This is a genomic window from Streptomyces sp. DSM 42067, assembly GCF_055792885.1.
Genome location: NZ_CM147706.1, coordinates 2,131,303 through 2,154,185, shown reverse-complemented (window position 1 = coordinate 2,154,185; position 22,883 = coordinate 2,131,303). Strand labels below are relative to the sequence as shown.

The 22,883-nt window shown below is 68.6% G+C and carries 21 protein-coding genes and 1 pseudogene; 19 read left to right on the top strand and 3 right to left on the bottom strand.

Going from position 1 to position 22,883, the window contains the following annotated elements; translation table 11 throughout:
- Positions 1-230: 230 nt before the first annotated feature.
- Positions 231-800, top strand: coding sequence for a hypothetical protein (locus ACSMXV_RS10215; RefSeq protein WP_473177353.1), 570 nt, complete (start codon positions 231-233; stop codon positions 798-800).
- Positions 801-981: 181 nt separating this feature from the next.
- On the opposite strand, the gene ACSMXV_RS10210 is transcribed toward ACSMXV_RS10215, so the two are convergent.
- Positions 982-1,287, bottom strand: coding sequence for a ferredoxin (locus ACSMXV_RS10210; protein ID WP_181864395.1), 306 nt, complete (start codon positions 1,285-1,287; stop codon positions 982-984).
- Positions 1,288-1,543: 256 nt separating this feature from the next.
- On the opposite strand from ACSMXV_RS10210, the gene arc reads away from it, so the two are divergent.
- The 6 genes from arc (at position 1,544) to prcA (ending at position 7,498) form a co-directional block, all read left to right on the top strand.
- Positions 1,544-3,310, top strand: a complete 1,767-nt coding sequence (gene arc / locus ACSMXV_RS10205; protein WP_181657339.1) for a proteasome ATPase — start codon at positions 1,544-1,546, stop codon at positions 3,308-3,310.
- Positions 3,311-3,577: 267 nt separating this feature from the next.
- Positions 3,578-5,089, top strand: coding sequence for a depupylase/deamidase Dop (dop, locus tag ACSMXV_RS10200; RefSeq protein ID WP_473177352.1), 1,512 nt, complete (start codon positions 3,578-3,580; stop codon positions 5,087-5,089).
- Between the two features lie 187 nt (positions 5,090-5,276).
- Positions 5,277-5,495 carry a ubiquitin-like protein Pup gene (locus ACSMXV_RS10195; RefSeq protein ID WP_011027899.1) on the top strand — a complete coding sequence of 73 codons (219 nt, stop codon included), beginning with the start codon at positions 5,277-5,279 and terminating at the stop codon, positions 5,493-5,495.
- The gene (locus tag ACSMXV_RS10190; protein ID WP_473178879.1) at positions 5,413-5,805 is read left to right on the top strand and encodes an endonuclease domain-containing protein; all 393 of its coding nucleotides are present in this window, start codon (positions 5,413-5,415) and stop codon (positions 5,803-5,805) included. The genes ACSMXV_RS10195 and ACSMXV_RS10190 overlap by 83 nt, the downstream gene beginning before the upstream one ends.
- Before the next feature lie 14 nt (positions 5,806-5,819).
- Positions 5,820-6,665: a proteasome subunit beta gene (prcB, locus tag ACSMXV_RS10185; RefSeq protein WP_473178878.1), complete on the top strand. Its 846-nt coding sequence runs from the start codon at positions 5,820-5,822 to the stop codon at positions 6,663-6,665.
- A 77-nt stretch (positions 6,666-6,742) separates the two neighbouring features.
- Positions 6,743-7,498 (top strand): proteasome subunit alpha, encoded by a 756-nt coding sequence (gene prcA / locus ACSMXV_RS10180; protein ID WP_473177351.1) that lies wholly within the window; start codon positions 6,743-6,745, stop codon positions 7,496-7,498.
- 79 nt (positions 7,499-7,577) lie between these two features.
- Here prcA and ACSMXV_RS10175 read toward each other — a convergent pair whose 3' ends face one another.
- The gene (locus ACSMXV_RS10175; protein ID WP_473177350.1) at positions 7,578-8,585 is read right to left on the bottom strand and encodes a LacI family DNA-binding transcriptional regulator; all 1,008 of its coding nucleotides are present in this window, start codon (positions 8,583-8,585) and stop codon (positions 7,578-7,580) included.
- Positions 8,586-8,792: 207 nt separating this feature from the next.
- Between ACSMXV_RS10175 and ACSMXV_RS10170 the strand changes: the two genes are divergently transcribed.
- From ACSMXV_RS10170 to ACSMXV_RS10115, 12 genes and pseudogenes are all read left to right on the top strand, one after another.
- Complete coding sequence (locus ACSMXV_RS10170) at positions 8,793-10,052, top strand: MFS transporter (RefSeq protein WP_473177349.1); 1,260 nt, start codon at positions 8,793-8,795, stop codon at positions 10,050-10,052.
- Positions 10,053-10,061: 9 nt separating this feature from the next.
- The gene (gene pafA, locus ACSMXV_RS10165; protein WP_473177348.1) at positions 10,062-11,423 is read left to right on the top strand and encodes a Pup--protein ligase; all 1,362 of its coding nucleotides are present in this window, start codon (positions 10,062-10,064) and stop codon (positions 11,421-11,423) included.
- A 115-nt stretch (positions 11,424-11,538) separates the two neighbouring features.
- Positions 11,539-12,525, top strand: a complete 987-nt coding sequence (locus ACSMXV_RS10160; RefSeq protein WP_473177347.1) for an FKBP-type peptidyl-prolyl cis-trans isomerase — start codon at positions 11,539-11,541, stop codon at positions 12,523-12,525.
- Positions 12,526-12,567: 42 nt separating this feature from the next.
- Positions 12,568-12,942 (top strand): FKBP-type peptidyl-prolyl cis-trans isomerase, encoded by a 375-nt coding sequence (locus ACSMXV_RS10155; RefSeq protein ID WP_067283196.1) that lies wholly within the window; start codon positions 12,568-12,570, stop codon positions 12,940-12,942.
- A 185-nt stretch (positions 12,943-13,127) separates the two neighbouring features.
- A complete protein-coding gene (locus ACSMXV_RS10150) occupies positions 13,128-14,081 on the top strand; it encodes a helix-turn-helix transcriptional regulator (protein WP_473177346.1) in 954 nt (317 codons plus the stop codon).
- Positions 14,082-14,098: 17 nt separating this feature from the next.
- Positions 14,099-15,180, top strand: a pseudogene (locus ACSMXV_RS10145) (helix-turn-helix transcriptional regulator).
- A gap of 8 nt (positions 15,181-15,188) precedes the next feature.
- Complete coding sequence (locus tag ACSMXV_RS10140; RefSeq protein ID WP_473178877.1) at positions 15,189-15,461, top strand: hypothetical protein; 273 nt, start codon at positions 15,189-15,191, stop codon at positions 15,459-15,461.
- Between the two features lie 10 nt (positions 15,462-15,471).
- Entirely contained in the window at positions 15,472-15,669 is a 198-nt protein-coding gene (locus ACSMXV_RS10135; protein ID WP_181864390.1) for a hypothetical protein, read from the top strand.
- A gap of 236 nt (positions 15,670-15,905) precedes the next feature.
- Positions 15,906-16,184, top strand: coding sequence for a Sec-independent protein translocase subunit TatA (gene tatA, locus ACSMXV_RS10130; RefSeq protein WP_181657330.1), 279 nt, complete (start codon positions 15,906-15,908; stop codon positions 16,182-16,184).
- Between the two features lie 47 nt (positions 16,185-16,231).
- Positions 16,232-17,194, top strand: coding sequence for a twin-arginine translocase subunit TatC (tatC, locus tag ACSMXV_RS10125; RefSeq protein ID WP_181864388.1), 963 nt, complete (start codon positions 16,232-16,234; stop codon positions 17,192-17,194).
- Positions 17,195-17,239: 45 nt separating this feature from the next.
- The gene (locus ACSMXV_RS10120; protein WP_473177345.1) at positions 17,240-18,130 is read left to right on the top strand and encodes a diacylglycerol kinase; all 891 of its coding nucleotides are present in this window, start codon (positions 17,240-17,242) and stop codon (positions 18,128-18,130) included.
- Positions 18,131-18,221: 91 nt separating this feature from the next.
- The gene (locus ACSMXV_RS10115; RefSeq protein WP_473177344.1) at positions 18,222-21,035 is read left to right on the top strand and encodes a DEAD/DEAH box helicase; all 2,814 of its coding nucleotides are present in this window, start codon (positions 18,222-18,224) and stop codon (positions 21,033-21,035) included.
- 71 nt (positions 21,036-21,106) lie between these two features.
- Here the strand turns inward: ACSMXV_RS10115 and atzF are convergent, their stop codons facing one another.
- Positions 21,107-22,777, bottom strand: coding sequence for an allophanate hydrolase (gene atzF / locus ACSMXV_RS10110; protein WP_473177343.1), 1,671 nt, complete (start codon positions 22,775-22,777; stop codon positions 21,107-21,109).
- Positions 22,778-22,883: the final 106 nt, after the last annotated feature.

Sequence of the window (22,883 nt, the reverse complement as noted above, 5' to 3'; positions counted from 1 at the left end):
CGCGGCGGGCCAGGCTCGAAGAAGAAGTTCGCCACACCGGCCCGGCCCAACGGCACTTCAACGGACAAATCCGCCTGCCCAGTTCCCGGAGAGGACCTGGGAACTCGTCTGCGCGGTCTTTTCCTTGACGTACCGGCAGCTCCACCGGACCCCGCCGTTCCGCCTCGGTGTGAGGTATGGCACCATGCTGGCCACCCCCACCGGCACAGCCCTCGCAGGAGACGCTCCTAGTGCAGCAATCCGCCGTCCCGGAACTGGCACACACCCAAACCCGCCCGATCCACTGGTTGGCCACCGCCACCGCCCTCGCCGCCGTGGTCGCGGGCTCCTCCTTCTTCCAGCCCGAAGCCGCCACCGCCGCCCAGCCGGGAAGCCACCACTCCACCCCGGTGGAAGCCCCGGACCCGGCCGCCGTCGACTTCGGCCTCAACTGCGGCGCGGCCAGGACCGTGGTGGAGAAGAAGGCGTCCGGGGACCTCGACGGCGACGGCAGACCCGAGACCATCGCCGTGGTGCGCTGCGACGCGGGCTCGGGCACCCCGCCCAGCGGCATCTACGTGATCACACAGCCCACCGATGCGAACGCCCAGCCCCGCGTCGTGGCCACACTCGTCGACCCACAGGACCACCTCACCGTCTCCGACTTCGCCGTCGAGGACGGAGCCGTCACCGCCACCCTGCTCGGCTATTCGTCGCCCGACGTACCCAGTTGCTGCCCGGACCAGCAGCAGAAGGCCAAGTGGCAGTGGAAGAACGGCACGTTCGTCCGCTCCACACCCGCCGGGGCCCTCGGCGTCTGACACTCAGCGGCACACGCGAGTGCGCCCCCCGGACGCCCGGCCGTCGATGCGGACAGCCGTCCGGCCGTCGACACCCACAGGCACCAGCAAGAAAATGTGACGCATCAGACACAGCGAAGGGCCCGGGCGGCGACACCGCAGCCCGGGCCCATGGCTTTTGCCACGCTACGCAGTAGCGAGGTCACTCAGCGTCGGGGCCGAATACCTCTACCTTGTCTGAAATGCGACGTACATGAATGCAGTCACCCGGACACTCCTTCGCGGAGTCGGTCACATCCCGCAGAAGCGGCAGTGGAACGGGCGTTGTGGCCCCCGGAGCCTGCAGAAGCTCGTCGGCAGGGCTCTTCACATAGGCCAGACCGTCGATGTCTAGCTCGAAGACCTCAGGCGCATACTGGGCGCAGATCCCGTCGCCAGTGCACAGGTCCTGGTCGATCCAGACCTCCAGAGCCTCGGTGCCGGCGCCGGCCTCATCCTGCACGGTCATATCTCCTGCCATTTCCCTTCGTCGAGATCACCGGCCCCGCGAGCAAGTCGGGCCAGGTCTGACGGGTGTTGAACGCTTCGACGATACAACCGCCCGCTTTCCCATGTTTGTGGGTGGGTATCCCCCTGGCGTGAAGGGCAGCGCAAGGGTGAAGATCGGACACACCCCGACCGTCTTTGTGATCTAGGGGTTTCAATCGACACCCACCCAGGTAGGGTCTGGAAGCGTCCAGCTCCCTTTGGAGGAGGTGAGGACCGTGGCAGCCCACGACGACGACATCAACCGCGGCATCCGCCCGGGTCGAGGGTCCGACGACCCTGCCGGTCAGATTGCCTATCTCGAGCAGGAAATCGCCGTCCTGCGCCGCAAGCTCGCCGACTCTCCGCGCCATACGAGGATTCTCGAAGAGCGGATCGTCGAGCTGCAGACCAACCTGGCCGGCGTGTCCGCACAGAACGAGCGGCTCGCGAACACGCTCCGTGAGGCCCGAGACCAGATCGTGGCCCTCAAGGAGGAGGTCGACCGGCTCGCACAGCCGCCGGCCGGCTTCGGTGTCTTCCTCACGGCGAACGAGGACGGCACCGCTGACATCTTCACCGGGGGCCGCAAGCTCAGGGTGAACGTCAGCCCCAGCGTCGAGCTCGACGAGCTCAGGCGTGGCCAGGAAGTCATGCTCAACGAAGCGCTCAACGTGGTCGAGGCCATGGAGTTCGAGCGAGTCGGCGACATCGTCACCCTCAAGGAGATCCTCGAGGACGGCGAGCGCGCCCTCGTGCTCGGGCACACCGACGAGGAACGGGTGGTACGGCTCGCCGAGCCCCTGCTGGACGTCACCATCCGCCCCGGCGACGCCCTGCTGCTCGAACCCCGATCCGGCTACGTCTACGAGGTCGTGCCCAAGAGCGAGGTCGAAGAGCTCGTCCTCGAAGAGGTCCCGGACATCACCTACGAAAAGATCGGCGGCCTCGGCGGCCAGATCGAGCTGATCCGGGACGCGGTGGAGCTCCCCTACCTCTACCCCGACCTCTTCAAGGAGCACGAGCTGCGCCCGCCCAAGGGCGTCCTGCTCTACGGCCCGCCCGGCTGCGGCAAGACACTCATCGCCAAGGCCGTCGCCAACTCCCTTGCCAAGAAGGTCGCCGAGGTGACCGGCCAGCCCGCCGGGAAGTCGTACTTCCTGAACATCAAGGGCCCCGAGCTCCTCAACAAGTACGTCGGCGAGACCGAGCGCCACATCCGCCTGGTCTTCCAGCGGGCACGTGAGAAGGCCAGCGAGGGCACACCCGTCATCGTCTTCTTCGACGAGATGGAGTCGCTCTTCCGCACCCGTGGCTCCGGCGTCAGCTCGGACGTGGAGAACACCATCGTCCCCCAGCTGCTCGCCGAGATCGACGGCGTGGAAGGCCTCGAGAACGTCATCGTCATCGGCGCCTCCAACCGCGAGGACATGATCGACCCCGCGATCCTGCGCCCCGGGCGCCTGGACGTGAAGATCAAGATCGAGCGCCCGGACGCCGAGGCGGCGAAGGACATCTTCGCCAAGTACCTGACCGAACGGCTCCCGCTGCACGGCGACGACCTGGCAGAACACGGTCATGACAAGGCCGCCACCGTGCAGGGCATGATCCAGTCCGTCGTCGAGCAGATGTACGCCGAATCCGAGGAGAACCGCTTCCTCGAGGTCACGTACGCCAACGGCGACAAGGAAGTCCTCTACTTCAAGGACTTCAACTCCGGCGCCATGATCGAGAACATCGTCGGACGCGCTAAGAAGATGGCCATCAAGGCCTTCCTCGAGGCGAACCAGAAGGGCCTCCGCGTCTCCCACCTCCTCCAGGCCTGCGTGGACGAGTTCAAGGAGAACGAAGACCTGCCGAACACCACAAACCCGGACGACTGGGCACGCATCTCCGGAAAGAAGGGCGAACGGATCGTCTACATCCGCACCCTCGTCACCGGAAAGCAGGGCGCAGACACCGGACGCTCCATCGACACGGTGGCAAACACCGGTCAGTACCTGTAAAAGACAGGACGGCTGCGGGTGTCCTCCACGGGTACCCGCAGCCGACTGCTTTCTTGATACTGACCGACCGCACACAGCTCCTCACCGTGGCGACACCCGAGCGAGAGCAAAGACGAAAATGATCTCCCCACCAGCGCAAAGGCGTTCTAGGCTCTTCGGTACCGCCGAGTCGCGCAGTGCGGGGACGGGCACCGCACACGCACCGGAGCAACAGCGGTACTTGAGCGCCGCCCCCGACCGAGGGCGCCGCCGGGCAAGGAGGGCCGCATGACCGTACGGCGAGTAATGGGCATCGAGACGGAGTACGGAATCTCCGTCCCCGGCCACCCCAACGCCAATGCCATGCTCACCTCGTCCCAGATCGTCAACGCATACGCGGCGGCGATGCACCGGGCGCGCCGCGCCCGATGGGACTTCGAAGAGGAGAACCCGCTGCGCGACGCGCGAGGATTCGACCTCGCCCGCGAGGCCGCCGACGCCAGCCAGCTCACCGACGAGGACATCGGCCTCGCCAACGTCATCCTCACCAACGGGGCACGCCTCTACGTCGACCACGCACACCCCGAATACAGCGCCCCCGAAGTCACGAACCCCCTGGACGCCGTCCTCTGGGACAAGGCCGGCGAACGCATCATGGCCGAGGCCGCCGAGCGCGCAGCACAGCTCCCCGGCGCCCAGCCCATCCACCTCTACAAGAACAACACCGACAACAAGGGCGCGTCCTACGGCACGCACGAGAACTACCTGATGAAGCGGGAAACCCCCTTCTCAGACATCGTGCGCCACCTCACCCCCTTCTTCGTCTCCCGCCAGGTCGTCACAGGCGCAGGCCGCGTCGGCATCGGCCAGGACGGCCACGAACACGGCTTCCAGCTCAGCCAGCGAGCCGACTACTTCGAAGTCGAAGTCGGCCTCGAAACCACCCTCAAACGCCCCATCATCAACACCCGCGACGAACCCCACGCCGACGCGGAGAAATACCGCAGGCTGCACGTCATCATCGGAGACGCCAACCTGTCGGAGATCTCCACGTACCTCAAGCTCGGCACCACCGCACTGGTCCTGTCGATGATCGAAGACGGCTTCATCGCCGTCGACCTCGCCGTCGACCAGCCGGTACGCACCCTGCACCAGGTCTCCCACGACCCCACGCTGCAGCGTCTCGTCACCCTGCGCAGCGGCCGCACACTCACCGCGGTCCAGCTCCAGATGGAGTACTACGAGCTCGCCCGCAAGTACGTCGAGGAACGCTTCGGCGCCGACGCCGACGACCAGACCAAAGACGTCCTCACCCGCTGGGAAGACGTCCTGGGCCGCCTCGAACACGACCCCATGAGCCTCTCCGGCGAACTCGACTGGGTCGCCAAACGAGAACTCATGGAGGGCTACCGGCGCCGCGACAACCTCGACTGGGACGCGGCACGCCTGCAGCTCATCGACCTCCAGTACGCCGACGTACGCCCCGACAAGGGCCTCTACAACCGTCTCGTCGCCCGCGGCAAGATGAAGCGGCTCCTCGACGAGGAAACGGTCGAGCGGGCCGAGGCGAAGCCACCGGAGGACACACGCGCTTACTTCCGCGGCCGCTGCCTCGAGCAGTACGCGGACGACGTCGCCGCCGCCTCCTGGGACTCCGTGATCTTCGACCTACCGGGCCGGGACTCGCTCCAGCGGGTACCCACCCTGGAGCCGCTTCGCGGAACGCGTAATCACGTCAAGGAGCTGCTGGACCGGTGCCGTACGGCGGAGGATCTGGTCAGGGTCCTCTCCGGCGGCTGACCGGCTGACCGGCTGACCGCGCCGGCAGCCCGGTCCGGGCTACCGGGGCTGAAAAGGACTGCGTCCGGGAATCATCGAGGTGGTCCCCGGACGTTGTAACAACGGCGGGGCCGATGTCGGACCCTGCTTGTAGGGTCTGATCTTGACCGATCGAACCTAGTCGGGCGAATCGAGCGGGGTGAGGGATATGGCGACCAAGGACACCGGCGGCGGCCAGCAGAAGGCGACGCGCTCCACGGAGGAGGTCGAGGAGCAGGCGCAGGACGCGCAGGCTTCGGAGGACCTCAAGGAGCGGCAGGAGAAGCTCAGCGACGACGTGGACTCTGTTCTGGACGAGATCGACGACGTACTCGAGGAGAACGCCGAGGACTTCGTACGCTCGTTCGTTCAGAAGGGCGGGGAGTAACCCTGCTTCTGCCTTCGAATCGAAGATAAGGGCGGGGGCGGTTCCAGCGCCTGAAGGGTGGGCGCGAAGCGCTGTTCGCGGTGCCGGAAAGTGCAAGCCGCGGGCAGCCTTCGCGCGCAACAAGGCGTTCCCGAAGGGGCTGCAATGCCTTCCGCCGTCTCTATGTGATCTGTCTCCAAAAGCCCTGGCCGTGCATGTGGATCACTGCCACAACACGGGTAGGGTCCGTGGCGTACTGTGCTTCAACTGCAATTCGGCCATCGGCAAGTTGGGAGACGATCCCGACACTGTTCGTCGGGCTGCCGCCTGATTGGAAGGAACCTCGTGGAAGCCAATACTCGTAGCACCGGGCGTCTACCAGCTGCCTTCCTGACGCCTGGATCCTCGTCCTTCATGGACTTCCTGTCCGAGCACCAGCCGGAGCTGCTGCCGGGCAAGCGGTCGCTGCCGCCCGTGCAGGGTGTGATCGAGGCGCCGCACGGCACGACGATCGTTGCTGTGACGTTCCCCGGTGGTGTGGTGCTCGCCGGTGACCGGCGCGCGACGATGGGCAATGTCATCGCGCAGCGGGACATCGAGAAGGTGTTCCCGGCCGATGAGTATTCGGCGGTGGGTATCGCCGGTACGGCCGGCTTGGCCGTGGAGATGGTGAAGCTGTTCCAGCTGGAGCTGGAGCACTTCGAGAAGGTCGAGGGGACGCAGCTCTCGCTGGAGGGCAAGGCGAACCGGCTCTCCACGATGATTCGTTCCAACCTGGGTATGGCCATGCAGGGTCTGGCCGTGGTGCCGCTGTTCGCGGGGTATGACGTGGACCGTGAGAGGGGGCGGATCTTCTCGTACGACGTGACGGGTGGCCGTTCCGAGGAGCATGGTTTTGCGGCGACCGGTTCGGGTTCGCTCTTTGCGCGTGGGGCGATGAAGAAGCTGTACCGCGAGGATCTGACCGAGGAGCAGGCGACGACGCTCGTGGTGCAGGCTCTGTATGACGCGGCTGACGACGATTCCGCGACCGGCGGTCCGGACGTCGCTCGCCGGATTTATCCGATTGTCACTGTGATCACCGATGAGGGATTCCGGAAGGTGACCGACGACGAGTCCTCTCAGATCGCGCGGTCGATCCTGGAGCGGCGCCTGGAGCAGCCCGACGGTCCGCGGGCCGCTCTGCTGTGATCCGTACCTGTCGGATCCGTATTGCGGGTCCTTTTGCGTGACTGACAGAACCACTGACAGAAAGGGACGGACAGCCGGTGTCGACGCCGTTCTATGTCTCACCCCAGCAGGCGATGGCCGACCGGGCCGAGTATGCCCGGAAGGGCATTGCCCGCGGTCGCAGCCTGGTCGTGCTGCAGTACGCCGACGGCATCGTGTTCGTCGGTGAGAATCCGTCCCGTGCGCTGCACAAGTTCAGCGAGATCTATGACCGGATCGGTTTTGCGGCCGCCGGCAAGTACAACGAGTACGAGAATCTGCGGATCGGCGGTGTGCGCTATGCCGATCTGCGGGGTTACACCTATGACCGTGATGATGTGACGGCGCGTGGTCTGGCGAATGTCTATGCGCAGACGCTGGGCACGATCTTCTCGAGTGCGGCGGAGAAGCCGTACGAGGTGGAGCTGGTGGTCGCGGAGGTGGGGGAGACCCCCGAGGGCGACCAGATCTATCGCCTGCCGCATGACGGATCGATCGTGGACGAGCACGGTTCGGTCGCGGTCGGTGGCAATGCGGAGCAGATCAGCAGCTATCTGGATCAGCGTCACCGGGACGGTATGTCGCTTGCGGAGGCCTTGAAGCTGGCTGTGCAGGCGTTGTCGCGGGACACCAACGGCAGTGAGCGGGAGATCCCCGCGGAGCGGCTTGAGGTGGCGGTTCTGGACCGTACGCGTCCGCAGAAGCGGAAGTTCAAGCGGATCGTGGGGCGTCAGCTGTCGCGTCTCCTGGAGGCGGATGGCGGGGCGGCGCCCACGGATGCGCCTTCGGACAACGAGGAGGAGTCCGAGGAGTAGGAGTTCGCGCTCGCTCGGTCACTTACTGTCGCGCCCCCGGCCATTGGGTCGGGGGCGCGATCGTATGTGGGCGCCTGTGTCAGGGCTGTGCGCGGGGCGGCGCTGTCGAGTCGCGTACGACCAGCTGGACCGGCAGGTCGTCGGCGCCTACGGGCCGCCCCTCGAGGATGGTGAGGAGTGCGGCCATGCCTCGCTCGCCCACGTGCTCTGCGGGGAGCCGCACGGTGGTGAGTTCGGGGTCGACGGCGGAGGCGAGGGTCAGGTCGTCGAATCCGGTGACCGAGATATCGTCCGGGACGCGTAGGCCCAGTCGCCGTGCTGCTTTGCAGGCGCCGACGGCGAGGAAGTCGTCGTCGCAGATGAGGGCGGTGGGGCGGGGGCCTGGTGCGGTGAGTGCCGCTTCGGTGGCGTCCCGTGAGGCGTCGATGCTCAGGGGTGTGGTCACGGTGCGGAGCTCGGTGCCGGGGACGTCTCTGAGGGCCCCGTGGAGGGCTCTGGCGCGTACCTCGAAGGTCCAGGAGCTGATGGCTGAGGCGATGTGCAGGAAGCGCCGGTGGCCGAGGCCGAGGAGATGGTCGGTGATCTGGCGCATGCCGTCGGCGAGGTCGAGGTTGACGGTGGCGGCGCCGGGGCTCTCGTCGGGGTCGCTGTCGAGCATGACCAGGGGCAACTCGTCGCCGCGGATGGCCGCCAGGGCGTCGGCTGCCATGGAGGAGGCGATGACGCCGTCGAGGGCGGCTGCCGCGGATTCGAAGGGGTCGCGGGCGGGGCCGATGCCTTCGGGTGAGGGGTAGAGGACGACGCCGAAGCCGTGTTCGGCGGCGACGCGGGCGGCGCCGGTGTAGACCCGTGCGAAGAACTCGTTGGTGAGGGCCGGTACGACGAGGAGTGCGGTTCGGGTGCGGCCGAGGCGGAGGTTGCGGGCGGCGAGGTTGGGCCGGTAGCCGAGTTGCCGGGCGGCGTCGCGGACGCGTTCGGCGGTGGTTTCCGAGACCCGGCCGCGCCATTTGTCGCCGAGGACGAGGGAGACCGCGGTCTGGGAGACTCCGGCCGCCCGGGCCACGTCCTTGCTCGTGGTCCGCGCCACGGGGGCTCCTTCCGTGCTGTGCCGCGCCGGTCGGCGCGCGTGTCGGGCCGCTGCCTCGCGTGCTCTCGGCTCGCTCGCTCCGGCGAAATCGAAGTGGACTGCGAACTGCGCACATGGTACGTATGACGGACGGCGTTATACGTAAAACTTCGATCACCTCGGGCAGGGCGGCGGGCGCCACGGTGCGGGGGAGAGGGCAGGGCTGGCATGGCCGCGGGATATGGGGAGATTCTCCGGACGAGACATGCGGCGAGGCTGCTCGTGGGCACGCTGGTGGGCCGCCTGCCGAATGCCACAGCGGCCATCGCGATCGTGCTGTTCGTGCGGGCGCAGGGCGGCTCGTACAGTCTCGCCGGGGCCCTCGCGGCGGTGTACGGGGTGGCGAACGCCGTGGGGCAGCCGCTGCTGGGCCGGCTCGTGGACCTGTACGGGCAGCCGCGCGTGCAGCTGCCCGCGGCGCTCGTGTCCGCCCTGGGCGCGGCGGTCTTCTCCTTCGCCGGCACCGACCCGCTCTGGCTCGCCCACGCGTCAGTGGTGGTCGCCGGCCTGTTCGCCCCACCCCTCGAGGGCGGTCTGCGGGCCCTGTGGCCGAAGGTGCTGCCGCGCGAGGACCAGGTGCACACGGCGTATGCCATGGATGCCGTGGCCCAGGAGGTCATGTTCACGATCGGCCCGTTGCTGGTCACGCTGTGCGTGTCGCTGTGGTCGGCGGAGGCGGCGCTGCTGGTCATCAACGCCGTCGGTGTCCTCGGTGCGCTGTCCGTGGTGGTGTCCGAACCGTCGCGGACCTGGCGCTCGGCGCCCCGGGAGGCGCACTGGCTGGGGGCGCTGCGCTCGCCGGGCCTGCTGGCACTGCTCGGCTCGTTCCTCTTCATCGGCATGGCGCTCGGCTCCATCACGGTGGCCGGGGTGTCGTACGCCGACGGGCACGGGGGCGACGCGGTGTACGGCTGGCTGATGGCGGCGCTGGGGCTGGGTGCCCTCGCAGGCGGTGCCGTGTACGGTGCGCGGCAGTGGAGTGGTGCACCCGAGCGGCGACTGCGGGGCCTGGTGGCACTGCTCGCGCTCTGTTATCTGCCGCTGATGCTGATGCCCGGCCCTGTCGGGATGACGGCGCTGACGGCCCTTGCGGGGGTGTTCCTCGCGCCGTGCATCGCGTCTGCGTTCATCATCGTGGACCGGCATGCGCCGAGCGGCACGGTGACGGAGGCGTTCTCGTGGCTGGTGACGACGTTCACGGTCGGTGCGTCGGTGGGAACGGCCGCTACGGGGCCGGTCGTCGAGTGGGGCGGAGCCGCCTGGGGCTTCGCGGTTCCGGGGGTCGTGGCGGCCGTCGCGCTGCTGGTTCTGCTGGCCGCGGGGCGGGTCCTCGCAGCTCCCGGCGGCACCCGGAAGTTGGCGGGCGCTTCGGAAAATGATCGAAACGGTGCTGTCGAACCCGGTTTCACTGCTGGGCATCAGGCGTAATGTTCACTCATGGACCGCCGCATTTTCGGGCTGGAGAACGAGTACGGCGTCACGTGTACGTTCAGGGGACAGCGCCGCCTGTCTCCTGACGAGGTGGCGCGGTACCTCTTCCGCCGTGTCGTGTCATGGGGCCGTAGCAGCAATGTGTTTCTGCGCAACGGCGCCCGCCTCTATCTCGACGTCGGATCACATCCGGAATATGCAACTCCCGAATGTGACAATGTGACCGAACTCGTCACGCACGACAAGGCCGGCGAGCGCATTCTGGAAGGCCTGCTCGTGGACGCCGAACGCCGCCTGCACGAGGAGGGAATCGCAGGCGACGTCTATCTCTTCAAGAACAACACCGACTCGGCGGGCAACTCCTACGGCTGCCATGAGAACTATCTGGTGGCACGGCACGGGGAGTTCTCCCGGCTCGCGGACATCCTCATTCCGTTCCTGGTCACCAGGCAGCTGCTGTGCGGTGCGGGCAAGGTGCTGCAGACGCCGCGCGGCGCCGTGTACTGCGTCAGTCAGCGTGCCGAGCACATCTGGGAGGGCGTCAGCTCCGCCACGACCCGCTCCCGGCCCATCATCAACACGCGCGACGAGCCGCACGCGGACGCCGAGCGCTACCGCAGGCTGCACGTCATCGTCGGCGACTCGAACATGTCCGAGACGACGATGCTCCTCAAGGTCGGCGCGACCGACCTGGTGCTGCGCATGATCGAGGCGGGCACCGTCATGCGGGACCTCACGCTGGAGAACCCCATCCGGGCGATCCGCGAGGTCAGCCACGACATCACGGGCCGCCGCAAGGTGCGGCTGGCCAGCGGCCGGGAGGCCTCCGCCCTCGAGGTGCAGCGGGAGTACTACGAGAAGGCGCTGGACTTCTGCGAGCGCCGCGGTATCCGCACCGGCACGGTCGAGCAGGTGCTGGAGCTGTGGGGCCGCACGCTCGACGCGATCGAGCAGGAGGACCTGGACCGGATCGGCACCGAGATCGACTGGGTGATGAAGTACAAGCTCATCGAGCGGTACCGGACCAAGCACAACATGACGATGTCGCATCCGCGGGTCGCGCAGATAGACCTCGCGTACCACGACATCCACCGTCGACGCGGGTTGTACTACCTGCTCGAGAAGAAGGGACAAGCGGCCCGTATCTGCAACGACTTGAAGATCTTCGAGGGCAAGTCGGTGCCTCCGCAGACCACTCGGGCCAGGCTGCGCGGTGACTTCATCCGCCGCGCCCAGGAACAGCGCCGCGACTTCACGGTGGACTGGGTCCACCTCAAGCTCAACGACCAGGCGCAGCGCACCGTGCTGTGCAAGGACCCGTTCCGGTCGGTCGACGACAGGGTGGAGAAGCTGATCGCCGGTATGTGACCGGGAACAGCAGTACGCAACGCGGGGCGCCGTACGTTCCTCGTACGGCGCCCTCGTCTGCCCGTAGAGTTGCGCGCACGTCAACTACAAGATCGACCGATACGAGGCCCCCACCGTGCGCCGACGCTCCCTGCTCCTTGCCGTTCCGGCCGGCCTGCTCACGCTTGCCGGCTGTGGTGACGACAAGGCCGACAAGGCCGAGACCAGCCCGTCCCCTACCGCCTCGGCGGGGCCGACCGCGAAGATCGTGTCCGGGCCGGTGCCCGATGTCACGGCGGGTACGGAGTTCGGCCAGAAGCCGACCGTCGCCAAGGGCTCGGGTGAGCCGTCGAAGGAACTCGCGGTGAAGGTCCTGATCGAGGGCAAGGGCGCGGAGGTCGCCAAGGGCGACTATCTGCAGGCCAACTACCTCGGCCAGATCTGGAGCACGGCCAAGGTCTTCGACAACTCCTACGACCGCGGTGCGCCCGCGATCTTCCCGATCGGGGTCGGCCAGGTCATCCCCGGATGGGACCAGGGACTGGTCGGCAAGAAGGTCGGCAGCCGCGTGGAGCTGGCCATTCCGCCGTCCCTGGGCTACGGCTCGGAGGGGAACGCGCAGGCGGGCATCAAGGGGACGGACACCCTCGTCTTCGTCGTGGACATCGTGAACTCCTTCGGCCCCAAGAGCTCCGCGAAGGGCGAGGTCGTCGCCCAGGACAACATCGACCTGCCCAAGGTCGGCACGAACACCGACGGCAAGGCCCCGTCCATCGACGTCCCCGCGAAGGACGCCCCGAAGGACCTCGTGGCCAACTACGTGATCGAGGGCGACGGCGAGGAGGTGAAGGCCACCGACAGCCTCCTCGTGCAGTACAAGGGCGTGCTGTGGGACGGTGGGAAGGAGTTCGACTCCACGTACTCGCGCGGCCAGCTCTCCTCGTTCTCGCTGCAGCAGGTCGTCAAGGGCTGGTCGCAGGGCCTGACCGGCAAGAAGGTCGGCAGCCGTGTCCTCGTCGTCGTCCCGCCGGCCCTCGGCTACGGCGACAACCCGCCGAGCGGCAGCGACATCAAGAAGGACTCCACGCTGGTCTTCTCCGTCGACATCCTGGCGAAGATGTAAGACTGTGCGCGTTGCCCATCCGTAACAAGCAGGAGCATTAACGTGAGCATCGAGAAGCCCGAGATCGACTTCCCGGGCGGCGAGCCGCCGGCGGACCTCGAGATCAAGGACATCTGGGAGGGCGACGGCCCGGAGGCGAAGGCGGGCGACACCGTCTCCGTCCACTACGTGGGCGTGGCCTTCTCCACCGGCGAGGAGTTCGACGCGTCCTGGAACCGCGGCACGCCGCTGCAGTTCCAGCTCGGTGTCGGCCAGGTCATCGCAGGCTGGGACCGGGGCGTGCAGGGCATGAAGGTCGGCGGGCGCCGCCAGCTGACCATCCCGGCGCACCTCGCGTACGGCGACCGCGGCGCCGGCGGCGGCCGCATCAAGCCGGGCGAGACCCTGATCTTCGTCTGCGACCTGGTCGCGGTCTGAGCCGGCCCGGACGGAACACCTCGCTGATCTCATCCGGTCAGCAGCGCTGATCACATCTGATCGGCAACCCTGATCACATCCGGTCAGGTGTGGGGCCCATGCCTTCTGGCATGGGCCCTCGGCTTTTGCCACGACACCACGGAGCGGTACGGTCGACGATCGAAGCATCATAGGGAAGGGCGTCGATGGCCATCTCCAAGGCCGAGCGGCTGATGAATCTGGCGCTGTGCCTGCTCGGGACAAGGCGACCGCTCAGCAAGCGCGAGCTGCGCGGCTCCATCGAGGCCTACCTGGAAGCCGGCTCCGACGACTCCTTCAACCGCATGTTCGAGCGGGACAAGGACGATCTGCGTGAGCTCGGCCTGGTCATCGAGACGGTGGAGAACCTCGACGGCGAGGTGGGCTACCTGGCCCGCCGCGACAGCAACCGGTTGCCGCCCGTCACGCTCGACGCCGAAGAGGCAGCGGCGCTCGGCCTCGCCGCCAAGGTCTGGCAGCAGGCGAGACTCGCCGGAGCCGCCAGCGGCGCCCTGCAGAAACTGCGCGCCGCGGGCCTTCCCGAGGACGTCGACCCGTACGGGGCGCACGGCGCGCTCGAACCCCACATCCCCGTACACGAGGCCGCCTTCGAACCCCTGATGCTCGCCTGCCGCGACCGCCGCCCCGTCGCCTTCGACTACCGCAAGGCCACCGCCGCCCGCCCCGAACTGCGCCAGGTCGAGCCCTGGGCGCTGGAGTGCTGGCGCGGCCACTGGTATCTGGCCGGCTGGGACCGCGAGCGCGGTGCCGAGCGGGTCTTCCGCCTCTCGCGGATCACCGGGAGGGTGCGCAACCGCCCCGGTAAGTTCACCGCCGCCGTGCCCGACGTCGTCACCGTGCGCGAAACCGTCGCGAGCTGGGCGGGCGAGACCGCCGACCGCAGCGCCCTGATCAGGCTGCGCGCGGGCGCGGGCTATCCGCTGCGCGCCAAGGCCGTCTCGGTACGGGAACTCGGCGACGGCTGGGACGAGTTGGAGATTCCGTACGGGCACGGCCTGGACGCCTGGCTGGTGGAGTTCGGGCCCGATGTGGTGGTCCTCGAGCCCGCCGAGTTGCGGGCCGACGTCGTGGACCGGCTGCGCGCCGTGGCCAAGGGCTGAGGGGGACGGAGCAAGCAATGGCAGCCAACGCCATCGACCAGACCCGGCGGATGCTCTCCCTGGTGACGTATCTGCGGGAGCGCCCCGGCGCACGCGTTGCCGACGTCGCCCGCGCCTTCGGGATCACCGAGGACGAGCTGATCTCCGACCTCGACGTACTGCCGCTGTGCGGGACCAGCTTCCGCGGCGGTGACCTGCTCGACATCGACACCGACGGCGATCGGATCTGGTGGCGCAACCCAGGCGCCCTCGCCGCAGAAGCTGCCGCGCCGCTGCGGATCGCCGCCGACGAGGCCACCGCGCTGCTGGTCGCCGCGCGAGCCGTCTCGACGCTGCCGGGGCTGCGCGAGAGCGACCGGCAGGCACTGCTGCGCGCCACCGCGAAGCTGGAGGCCGCGGCGGGCGAGGCGGCCGGCGCCAGCTCCCGGCTCTCCGTCACGTTCGAGTCCGAGGGCGGTGTCTTCGCGGACGTCGACCGGGCGATCTCCGAGCGGCGCCGACTGTGGATCCGCTACTACTCGCCCGCGCGCGACGAGCTCAGCGAGCGCGAGATCGACCCGATCCGGCTGGTGAGCGTCGGCCACACGTACGTGGAGGCGTGGTGCCGCCGCTCGGAGGCCCGGCCACCTTCCGGCTCGACCGGGTCGCGGAGATCAGGATCCTGGACGAGCCCTCCGCGCCGCCCGAGGTCGAACTGCGCGACCTCTCCGAGGGGCTGGTGCAGCCCGCGGCCGAGGATCCCGAGGTGGTCGTCGAGGTCGGACCCGGAGGCCGCTGGGTCGCCGAGTACTACCCGCACGACAGCGCCGAGGAACTGCACGACGGCGGCCTGCGCATCACGCTGCGCACGCCCGACCCCGCCAGCCTGCGCAGGCTCGCGCTCCGGCTCGGCCGGGACGGCCGGATCGTCTCCCCGCAGGATCTCGCCGACAGCGCTCAGCGGGCGGCACGCGCGGCGCTCGCGGCCTATGACGAGTTGGTCGACGGGCCCGCCGGGACCCCGGCCGGTGGGCGGGTCGGCACGCTGTACGGCAACGCCGACGGCCCGGCCGAGGCGCCCGTCGGCGGGCCGGTCGACAGGCAGGAGCAAGCGCTGTGAGCAGCTCTGTGACATCCAACACACAGGGAGCACCGGCCATATACGGACGATCGGGGCCGACTCCCGTGGTCTTCAAGGCCGCCTGCCCCGACTGCCGCGCCCGCTTCGAACTCGCCGCGGGTGCGCTGCGCCTCGCCATCGGTGCCAGCAGCCGCACCACGTTCTACTCGTTCACCTGCCCCGAGTGCGGCGCCGCGGTGCGCAAGCCCGCGGGCGAACGCATCGTCGAACTCCTCACCGGCGGCGGAGTGCGGACGCTGCGCCTGCACTCCACCGTCTAGGCTGACCGACATGTTCTGGCCGATGCTGGCGATCGCTGTGGGTTTCTGTGGGCTTGCTGTGCTCGGAGTACTGGCCGTCCGGGTCTTCGTGGAGGCCCAACGGCTGGGGCGCCAAGTCGACGATTCCGCACGTCGCATCCATCGCGCGGCCGAGGATCTGGAGCGTGCGGCGGTCGGTGTGGCCCACACCACCAGGGACGTCCTTTGAGGTTTTTCGAAAGTTCCTTGACTGCTGCTACCTGTCAACTTCCCAGGTTCGGCAGGTACGCTGCTGAATCGCGGCCCCGAGAGCGAGGCGCGGGCCCGCAGACTGGGAGTACGCACAGGGATTGCTTCGCGTTCACCCCTGAGCGTTACGATCGCTGCCAGCACGGTGGTCGGACGAATGTCCGACCTGCCGGGTATTCGGACTCCATGTCGCCTCGGTGAAGAAGGTAAACAGCTATGGGTAGGCTCGGCCCCACCGAGATCATTCTGATCCTCGTCGTCATCATCCTGCTGTTCGGTGCCAAGAAGCTTCCGGACATGGCCCGCTCCCTCGGCAAGTCGGCCCGCATCCTCAAGAGCGAGGCCAAGGCGATGAAGTCCGACGACCAGCAGGCGGCTCCGGCAGACCCGCCGAACAACGAGCAGCCCCCGGCACAGCGCGTCATCCAGGCCGCGCCCGGCGATGTGACCAGCTCTCGCCCGGTCACCGAGCCGACGGACACGACCAAGCGCTGAGAAAGGGCCGGTGAGGACCGGCCCGCCGCACGAGATGAGGACGTGGGTTGCTCAAGTCTGCCCGCAAGAAAGAGCAAGAGAAGGACCCCGAGGGGCGGATGCCCCTTGTGGAACACCTGCGTGAGCTGCGCAACCGGCTGGTGAAGAGCCTGTTGGCTGTTGTCGTGACCACGGTCATCTCGTTCATGTTCTACAAGGACATCCTCGAGTTCTTCACGAATCCGATTCTCCAGGCCGTGGGATGCAACCTGGGCTTTGCAGAGCTCCAGGAAACCGCCACCGAGACCTGCGCGCGCATCACGCAGAACGGCCTGCTCAGCCCGTTCACGCTGGCGCTGAGTGTCTCGTTCACATCCGGCCTGGTGCTCGCATCACCGGTCTGGCTGTACCAGCTGTGGGGCTTCATTGCTCCTGGTCTGCACAGGAACGAGAAGAAGTACTCGCTCGGCATCGTCGGTGCCGGTTTTCCGCTGTTCCTCCTGGGCGCCTACTTCGCGTACTGGTCGCTGCCGAAGATGGCGGCGGTGATGATCGAGTTCTCCATCATTGGCAGCGACAACCTGCTGCCGCTGGATGAACTGATCCAGCTCATCATGCGGATGATCATTATCTTCGGCCTCGCCTTCGAGCTGCCGCTGCTGCTGGTCGTGCTGAACTTCGGAGGCATCGTCTCCGGTGAGAAGATGCGTGGCTGGTGGCGTGGAATGGTCATGGGCATCACGCTCTTCGCGGCGGTCGCCACGCCCAGCACCGACCCGATCTCGATGCTGGCGCTGGCCGTGCCGATCTCGCTGCTGTACTTCGTCGCGACCGGGATCGCGCTCATGAACGATCGGCGTCGAGCACGGCGTGAGGCCGAGGGCCCCGCCGACGACGAGGCCTCCGAGCTGGACCTGACGCCCGAGGACATCGGCGAGATCGAAGCCGTCTCCGCCACCCCTGCGCTGCCCGAGCAGGCGAGCTCGGACCGGGACCGGGAGCGGATCAACGGGTTCGACGACGTGACGTGACCTGACCGGGCCCGATGAGGGCGGCACGCTGTAAGGTCCCGCCTCGTGACCAGCGAGATCACCCTCTTCGTCAATCCCACCGCGGGACGCGGCCGGGGCGCTCATGCGGCGCAGCCGGCCGCTTCTGCTTTGCGTGCGGCCGGATTCTCCGTGCGGACGATCCTCGGCGAGGACGCCGCTGACGGGCTGCGCAGGGCCCGGGAAGCCGTCGAAAGCGGCACTGGCGCGCTGATAGCCGTCGGCGGCGACGGCATGGCGAGCCTCGCCCTGCAGGCTGTCGCCGGGACCCGGATACCGCTCGGGATCGTGGCCGTGGGCACGGGCAACGACTTTGCGCGCGCCCTGGGGCTGCCTGTGCGCGACCCCGCGGCGGCGGGCAGGATCGTCGCGGAATCGCTCAAGGAAGAGCGGGTGCGCGACATCGACCTGGGGCGGGTGGACGGAACCTGGTTCGGCACCGTGCTCGCCTCCGGCTTCGACTCGCGCGTCAACGACCGGGGCAACCGGATGCGGCTTCCGGCCGGGCGCTTCAAGTACGACCTCGCGATGGTCGCCGAACTCGCCGCGTTCCGGCCCGTGCCGTACAAGATCACGCTGGACGGCGGGGTCGTCCACGAGGTCGAGGCGACCCTCGTGGCCGTCGGGAACGGGTCCTCGTACGGCGGGGGCATGAAGATCTGCGCCGGGGCCGATCTGAGCGATGGTCTCTTCGACATCACGGTGGTGGGGGACTGCAGCCGGAGGACGCTGCTGCGGGTCTTTCCGCAGGTGTACAAGGGCACCCACCTCGACCACCCCAAGGTCACCGTCCATCGGGCCGCCCGGGTCGAGCTCGTGGCCGAGGGGATCACGGGGTATGCGGATGGGGAGCGGCTCGGGGCGTTGCCGCTGGCCGCGGAGTGCGTGGCGGGGGCTGTGCGCATCCTCGGACCATGAATGGTCCGGGCGGGGCGCTGACCAGGGCCTGCGTGACGATACGGTTAATGATCGTCGGTTGTCAGTGGGTCCCGGTAGTCTCGAAAGCACGATGACAGAGGACCTCTCACCGGCCGAGCGGTACGCGGCAGCACGTAAGCGCGCTGCCGAGCAGGCCACCGCGCTCGCCTCCTTCCGCGAGATGTACGACTTCGGCCTCGATCCCTACCAGATAGAGGCCTGCCAGGCGCTCGAGGCGGGCAAGGGCGTGCTGGTCGCCGCGCCGACCGGCTCCGGCAAGACGGTCGTCGGCGAGTTCGCCGTGCACCTCGCGCTCCAGCAGGGCAAGAAGTGCTTCTACACGACGCCCATCAAGGCGCTCTCCAACCAGAAGTACACCGACCTGACCAAGCGCTACGGCCCGGGCAAGGTCGGCCTGCTGACCGGCGACAACAGCATCAACTCCGACGCACCGATCGTGGTCATGACCACCGAGGTGCTGCGCAACATGCTGTACTCGGGCTCGCAGACGCTGAGCGGCCTCGGCTATGTGGTGATGGACGAGGTGCACTACCTCTCCGACCGCTTCCGCGGCGCCGTCTGGGAGGAAGTGATCATCCACCTCCCCGAGTCGGTGACGCTGGTGTCACTGTCGGCGACGGTGTCGAACGCGGAGGAGTTCGGCGACTGGCTCGACACCGTGCGCGGCGACACCGAGGTGATCGTCTCCGAGCACCGGCCCGTGCCGCTGTTCCAGCACGTCCTGGCCGGACGCCGGATGTACGACCTCTTCGAGGAGGGCGAGGGCCACAAGAAGGCTGTCAACCCTGATTTGACGCGTATGGCGCGCATGGAGGACAGCCGCCAGACGTTCGGACGCGACCGGCGCCGCGGCAGGAACAACATGCGCGAGGCCGACCGCGAGCGGGAGCGGCGCCAGAGGTCGCGGATCTGGACGCCGGGCCGCCCTGAGGTCATCGAGCGGCTCGACGCCGAAGGGCTGCTGCCCGCGATCACCTTCATCTTCAGCCGCGCAGCGTGCGAGGCGGCCGTCCAGCAGTGCCTGTACGCGGGGCTGCGGCTCAACGACGAGGAGTCGCGGGCCAAGGTCCGCGAGATCGTCGAGGAGCGCACCGCCTCCATCCCCGGCGAGGACCTGCACGTCCTGGGCTACTACGAGTGGCTGGAGGGCCTCGAGCGCGGCATCGCGGCGCACCACGCGGGCATGCTGCCCACCTTCAAGGAGGTCGTCGAGGAGCTGTTCGTACGCGGCCTGGTGAAGGCCGTGTTCGCCACGGAGACCCTCGCGCTCGGCATCAACATGCCTGCCCGCTCGGTGGTGTTGGAGAAGCTGGTCAAGTGGAACGGCGAGCAGCACGCCGACATCACGCCCGGTGAGTACACGCAGTTGACGGGCCGTGCGGGACGGCGTGGCATCGACGTCGAGGGCCACGCCGTGGTGCTGTGGCAGCGCGGCATGAACCCGGAGCAGGTCGCGGGCCTCGCCGGCACGCGTACGTACCCGCTGCGGTCCAGCTTCAAGCCGTCGTACAACATGGCGGTCAACCTGGTCGAGCAGTTCGGCCGGCACACCTCGCGCGAGCTCCTCGAGACGTCGTTCGCGCAGTTCCAGGCCGACAAGTCGGTCGTCGGCATCTCGCGCCAGGTGCAGCGCAACGAGGAGGGCCTGGAGGGCTACAAGGCCTCGATGACCTGCCACCTGGGCGACTTCGAGGAGTACGCGCGCCTGCGCCGCGAGCTGAAGGACCGCGAGACGGAGCTGGCCAAGCAGGGCGCCGCGCAGCGGCGGGCCGAGGCGGCGGTCGCGCTGGAGAAGCTCAAGCCGGGTGACGTCATCCACGTCCCGACCGGCAAGTTCGCCGGCCTTGCGCTCGTCCTGGACCCGGGCCTGCCCGCCGGGCGGACCAACGGCCACCGCGGCTACGACCACTACGACGGGCCGCGCCCGCTCGTGCTCACCGCCGAGCGGCAGGTCAAGCGGCTCGCGACGATGGACTTCCCTGTGCCCGTCGAGGCACTGGAGCGGATGCGCATCCCCAAGTCGTTCAACCCGCGCAGCCCGCAGTCCCGCCGCGACCTCGCGTCCGCGCTGCGCACCAAGGCCGGGCACATCGTGCCGGACCGGCACCGCAAGAAGCGGTCCGCCGCGGCGGACGACCGGGAAATAGCCCGTCTGCGCACCGAGCTCCGCGCACACCCCTGCCACGGCTGCGACGAGCGTGAGGACCACGCCCGCTGGGCGGAGCGCTACCACCGGCTGATGCGGGACACCAAGCAGCTCGAGCGGCGCATAGAAGGCCGTACGAACACGATCGCGCGGACCTTCGACCGCATCGTCGCCCTGCTCACCGAGCTCGACTACCTGCGGGGCGACGAGGTCACCCAGCACGGCAAGCGGCTCGCACGGCTCTACGGCGAGCTGGACCTGCTGGCGAGCGAATGCCTGCGCGAAGGCGTGTGGGAGGGGCTCAACCCCGCCGAACTGGCCGCCTGCGTCTCCGCGTTGGTCTACGAGGCGCGGGTGGGGGACGACGCGCTCGCCCCCAAGCTGCCGTCGGGGAAGGCCAAGGCGGCGCTCGGCGACATGGTCCGCATCTGGGGCCGGCTCGACGCCCTGGAGGAGGACTTCCGGATCAACCAGGCGGAGGGCGTCGGCCAGCGCGAGCCCGACCTGGGCTTCGCCTGGGCCGCGTACATGTGGGCCTCCGGCAAGGGACTCGACGAGGTGCTGAACGAGGCGGAGATGCCCGCCGGCGACTTCGTGCGCTGGTGCAAGCAGGTCATCGACGTACTGGGCCAGATCTCGGCCGCCGCACCGGGCGACGGCTCCACGGTGCCGAAGAACGCGCGCAAGGCGGTGGACGCGTTGCTGCGGGGTGTGGTGGCGTACTCGTCGGTGGGGTGATCGTCTGTGGGTGATCGTCGGCGGGGTGACGCTGCGCCCAGGGTCCCACTTCGGCGGAGCCCGGGCTGGGTTCACCCCGCGTCGGGGCCTGACTCCAGGTAGCCGCGCCAGCCGCCGTACTCCGTGATGTCCGATGCCCCGTCGAGCGCGCCGGGTTCGCAGAGGAAGCCGGGGACGGAGGTGCCGTCGGCGAGTTCGACGCGGCCCAGGGCCATCGGGCGGGGGAGGGCGGCGAGCAGGCGTCCGAGGCCTTCGGCCGGGAGCTGCCACACCTCCGTCTCGATGGCGGCACCGCCCTCGCCGACGTGCACGAGGCCCGGCTTGGGCGGGGTGGTCCGCAGGGCGTGCAGCCGGTAGACGGGCGCGGTCTTGGTCGTACGTTCCAACTGGGCGCCGAAAGCGAGCAGTTGGGGATTGAGCGGCTGGCCCGACAGGTGTGCGCCGACCACGGCGAGATGCGCGGGAGGTGTGAGCAGCCGCGCGATCTGCGCCAGCGGTTCGTCCGTGAACGCCGGGCCGATCAGCATGACTCCGAACGGCAGGCCGTCCACCTCACCGGCCGGGACGGCGACGGCCGCGAGGTCGAAGAGGTTGGTGGAGTTGGTGAACCGGCCGAGGCGGGCGTTCGCGCCCAGAGGGTCCGCGGCGACGTCGGCGATCGTCGGGTGGCCGGGAGTCGTCGGCAGCAGCAGGGCGTCGGCGTCGCCGAGGGACGCCAGTGCCTTCGTGCGCAGCGCGGCGAGGCGCTCCTGGTCGGCGTAGAGGCGGTGGGCGGGGATGTCGCGGGCGCGGGTGATGATCCCGGCGACGGTGGGGTCGAGGTCCTCCGCTCCCGCGTCGATGGACTTGTCGATAAAGCTCCCTACGGCCGTGTACCGCTCGGCGACGAAGGCGCCCTCGTAGAGCATCGCTGCCGCCTCGGTGAAGGGCGTCAGATCCACGGTCCTCAACTCGGCTCCGGCGGAGGCGAGTTGGGAGGCTGCGGCTTCGTATGCCTCCGCCCAGCCCGGGTCCAGCTCGCCGAGCTGCGCGCGGTCGGGGACGGCGATGCGCCAGGGGCCCGGCGTACGTTGGGGGAGGGGCGGCAGTTCGCGGGCCGCGGGCGACGCCATGTACGACAGGGCCTGCTCGGCCTCCGGGAGCGTCCGGGCGAAGACGGTGACGCAGTCGAGCGAGGCGCAGGCCGGGACGACGCCGTCCGTCGGGACGAGGCCGCGGGTCGGCTTGAGGCCGACGATGCCGTTGAAGGCCGCGGGGACGCGGCCGGAGCCCGCCGTGTCCGTGCCGAGCGCGACGTCCACGATGCCGAGTGCCACCGCTACGGCTGAGCCCGCGCTGGAGCCGCCGCTGACCCTGGCCGGGTCGTGGGCGTTCCTTACCGCTCCGTAGGGGGAGCGGGTGCCTACCAGGCCTGTGGCGAACTGGTCGAGGTTCGTGGTGCCCAGGACTATCGCGCCTGCTGCGCGGAGGCGGGCTACCGCGGGGGCGTCCGCGCGGGGTTTGTACGCGTAGGAGGGGCAACCTGCCGTCGTCGGGAGGCCCTCGACGTCTATGTTGCCCTTCACCGCGAACAGCCTCCCGGCTAGGGGCAGGTTTTCGCCTGCGGCGGCTCGGGCGTCCAGGGCCTCTGCTTCTTTCTCGACCTCCGCTTGCGGGCGTAGGTCTATCCAGACCTCCGGGCGGTCCACCGCCTCTATGCGGGCGTAGGCTGCGCGGACTCTCGTGAGCGTGGGGGACGACATCGGTGCTCCTTGCGCTGGGGTGGGTTTGTCAGGTGCGAGCCGGTGGGCGGTGTGTGCCCACCCGTTCCGCCCCTGCGGAACGACTGCCCACACACCGCGCGTGCGG

Excerpts from the sequence above, each read along its gene's own strand:
- ACSMXV_RS10210 (WP_181864395.1), bottom strand. The coding sequence starts at position 1,287 with ATGACCGTGCAGGATGAGGCCGGCGCCGGCACCGAGGCTCTGGAGGTC.
- dop (WP_473177352.1), top strand. The coding sequence starts at position 3,578 with ATGACCGTACGGCGAGTAATGGGCATCGAGACGGAGTACGGAATCTCC.
- ACSMXV_RS10195 (WP_011027899.1), top strand. The coding sequence starts at position 5,277 with ATGGCGACCAAGGACACCGGCGGCGGCCAGCAGAAGGCGACGCGCTCC.
- ACSMXV_RS10170 (WP_473177349.1), top strand. The coding sequence starts at position 8,793 with ATGGCCGCGGGATATGGGGAGATTCTCCGGACGAGACATGCGGCGAGG.
- pafA (WP_473177348.1), top strand. The coding sequence starts at position 10,062 with ATGGACCGCCGCATTTTCGGGCTGGAGAACGAGTACGGCGTCACGTGT.
- ACSMXV_RS10150 (WP_473177346.1), top strand. The coding sequence starts at position 13,128 with ATGGCCATCTCCAAGGCCGAGCGGCTGATGAATCTGGCGCTGTGCCTG.
- ACSMXV_RS10135 (WP_181864390.1), top strand. The coding sequence starts at position 15,472 with ATGTTCTGGCCGATGCTGGCGATCGCTGTGGGTTTCTGTGGGCTTGCT.
- tatA (WP_181657330.1), top strand. The coding sequence starts at position 15,906 with ATGGGTAGGCTCGGCCCCACCGAGATCATTCTGATCCTCGTCGTCATC.
- ACSMXV_RS10115 (WP_473177344.1), top strand. The coding sequence starts at position 18,222 with ATGACAGAGGACCTCTCACCGGCCGAGCGGTACGCGGCAGCACGTAAG.
- atzF (WP_473177343.1), bottom strand. The coding sequence starts at position 22,777 with ATGTCGTCCCCCACGCTCACGAGAGTCCGCGCAGCCTACGCCCGCATA.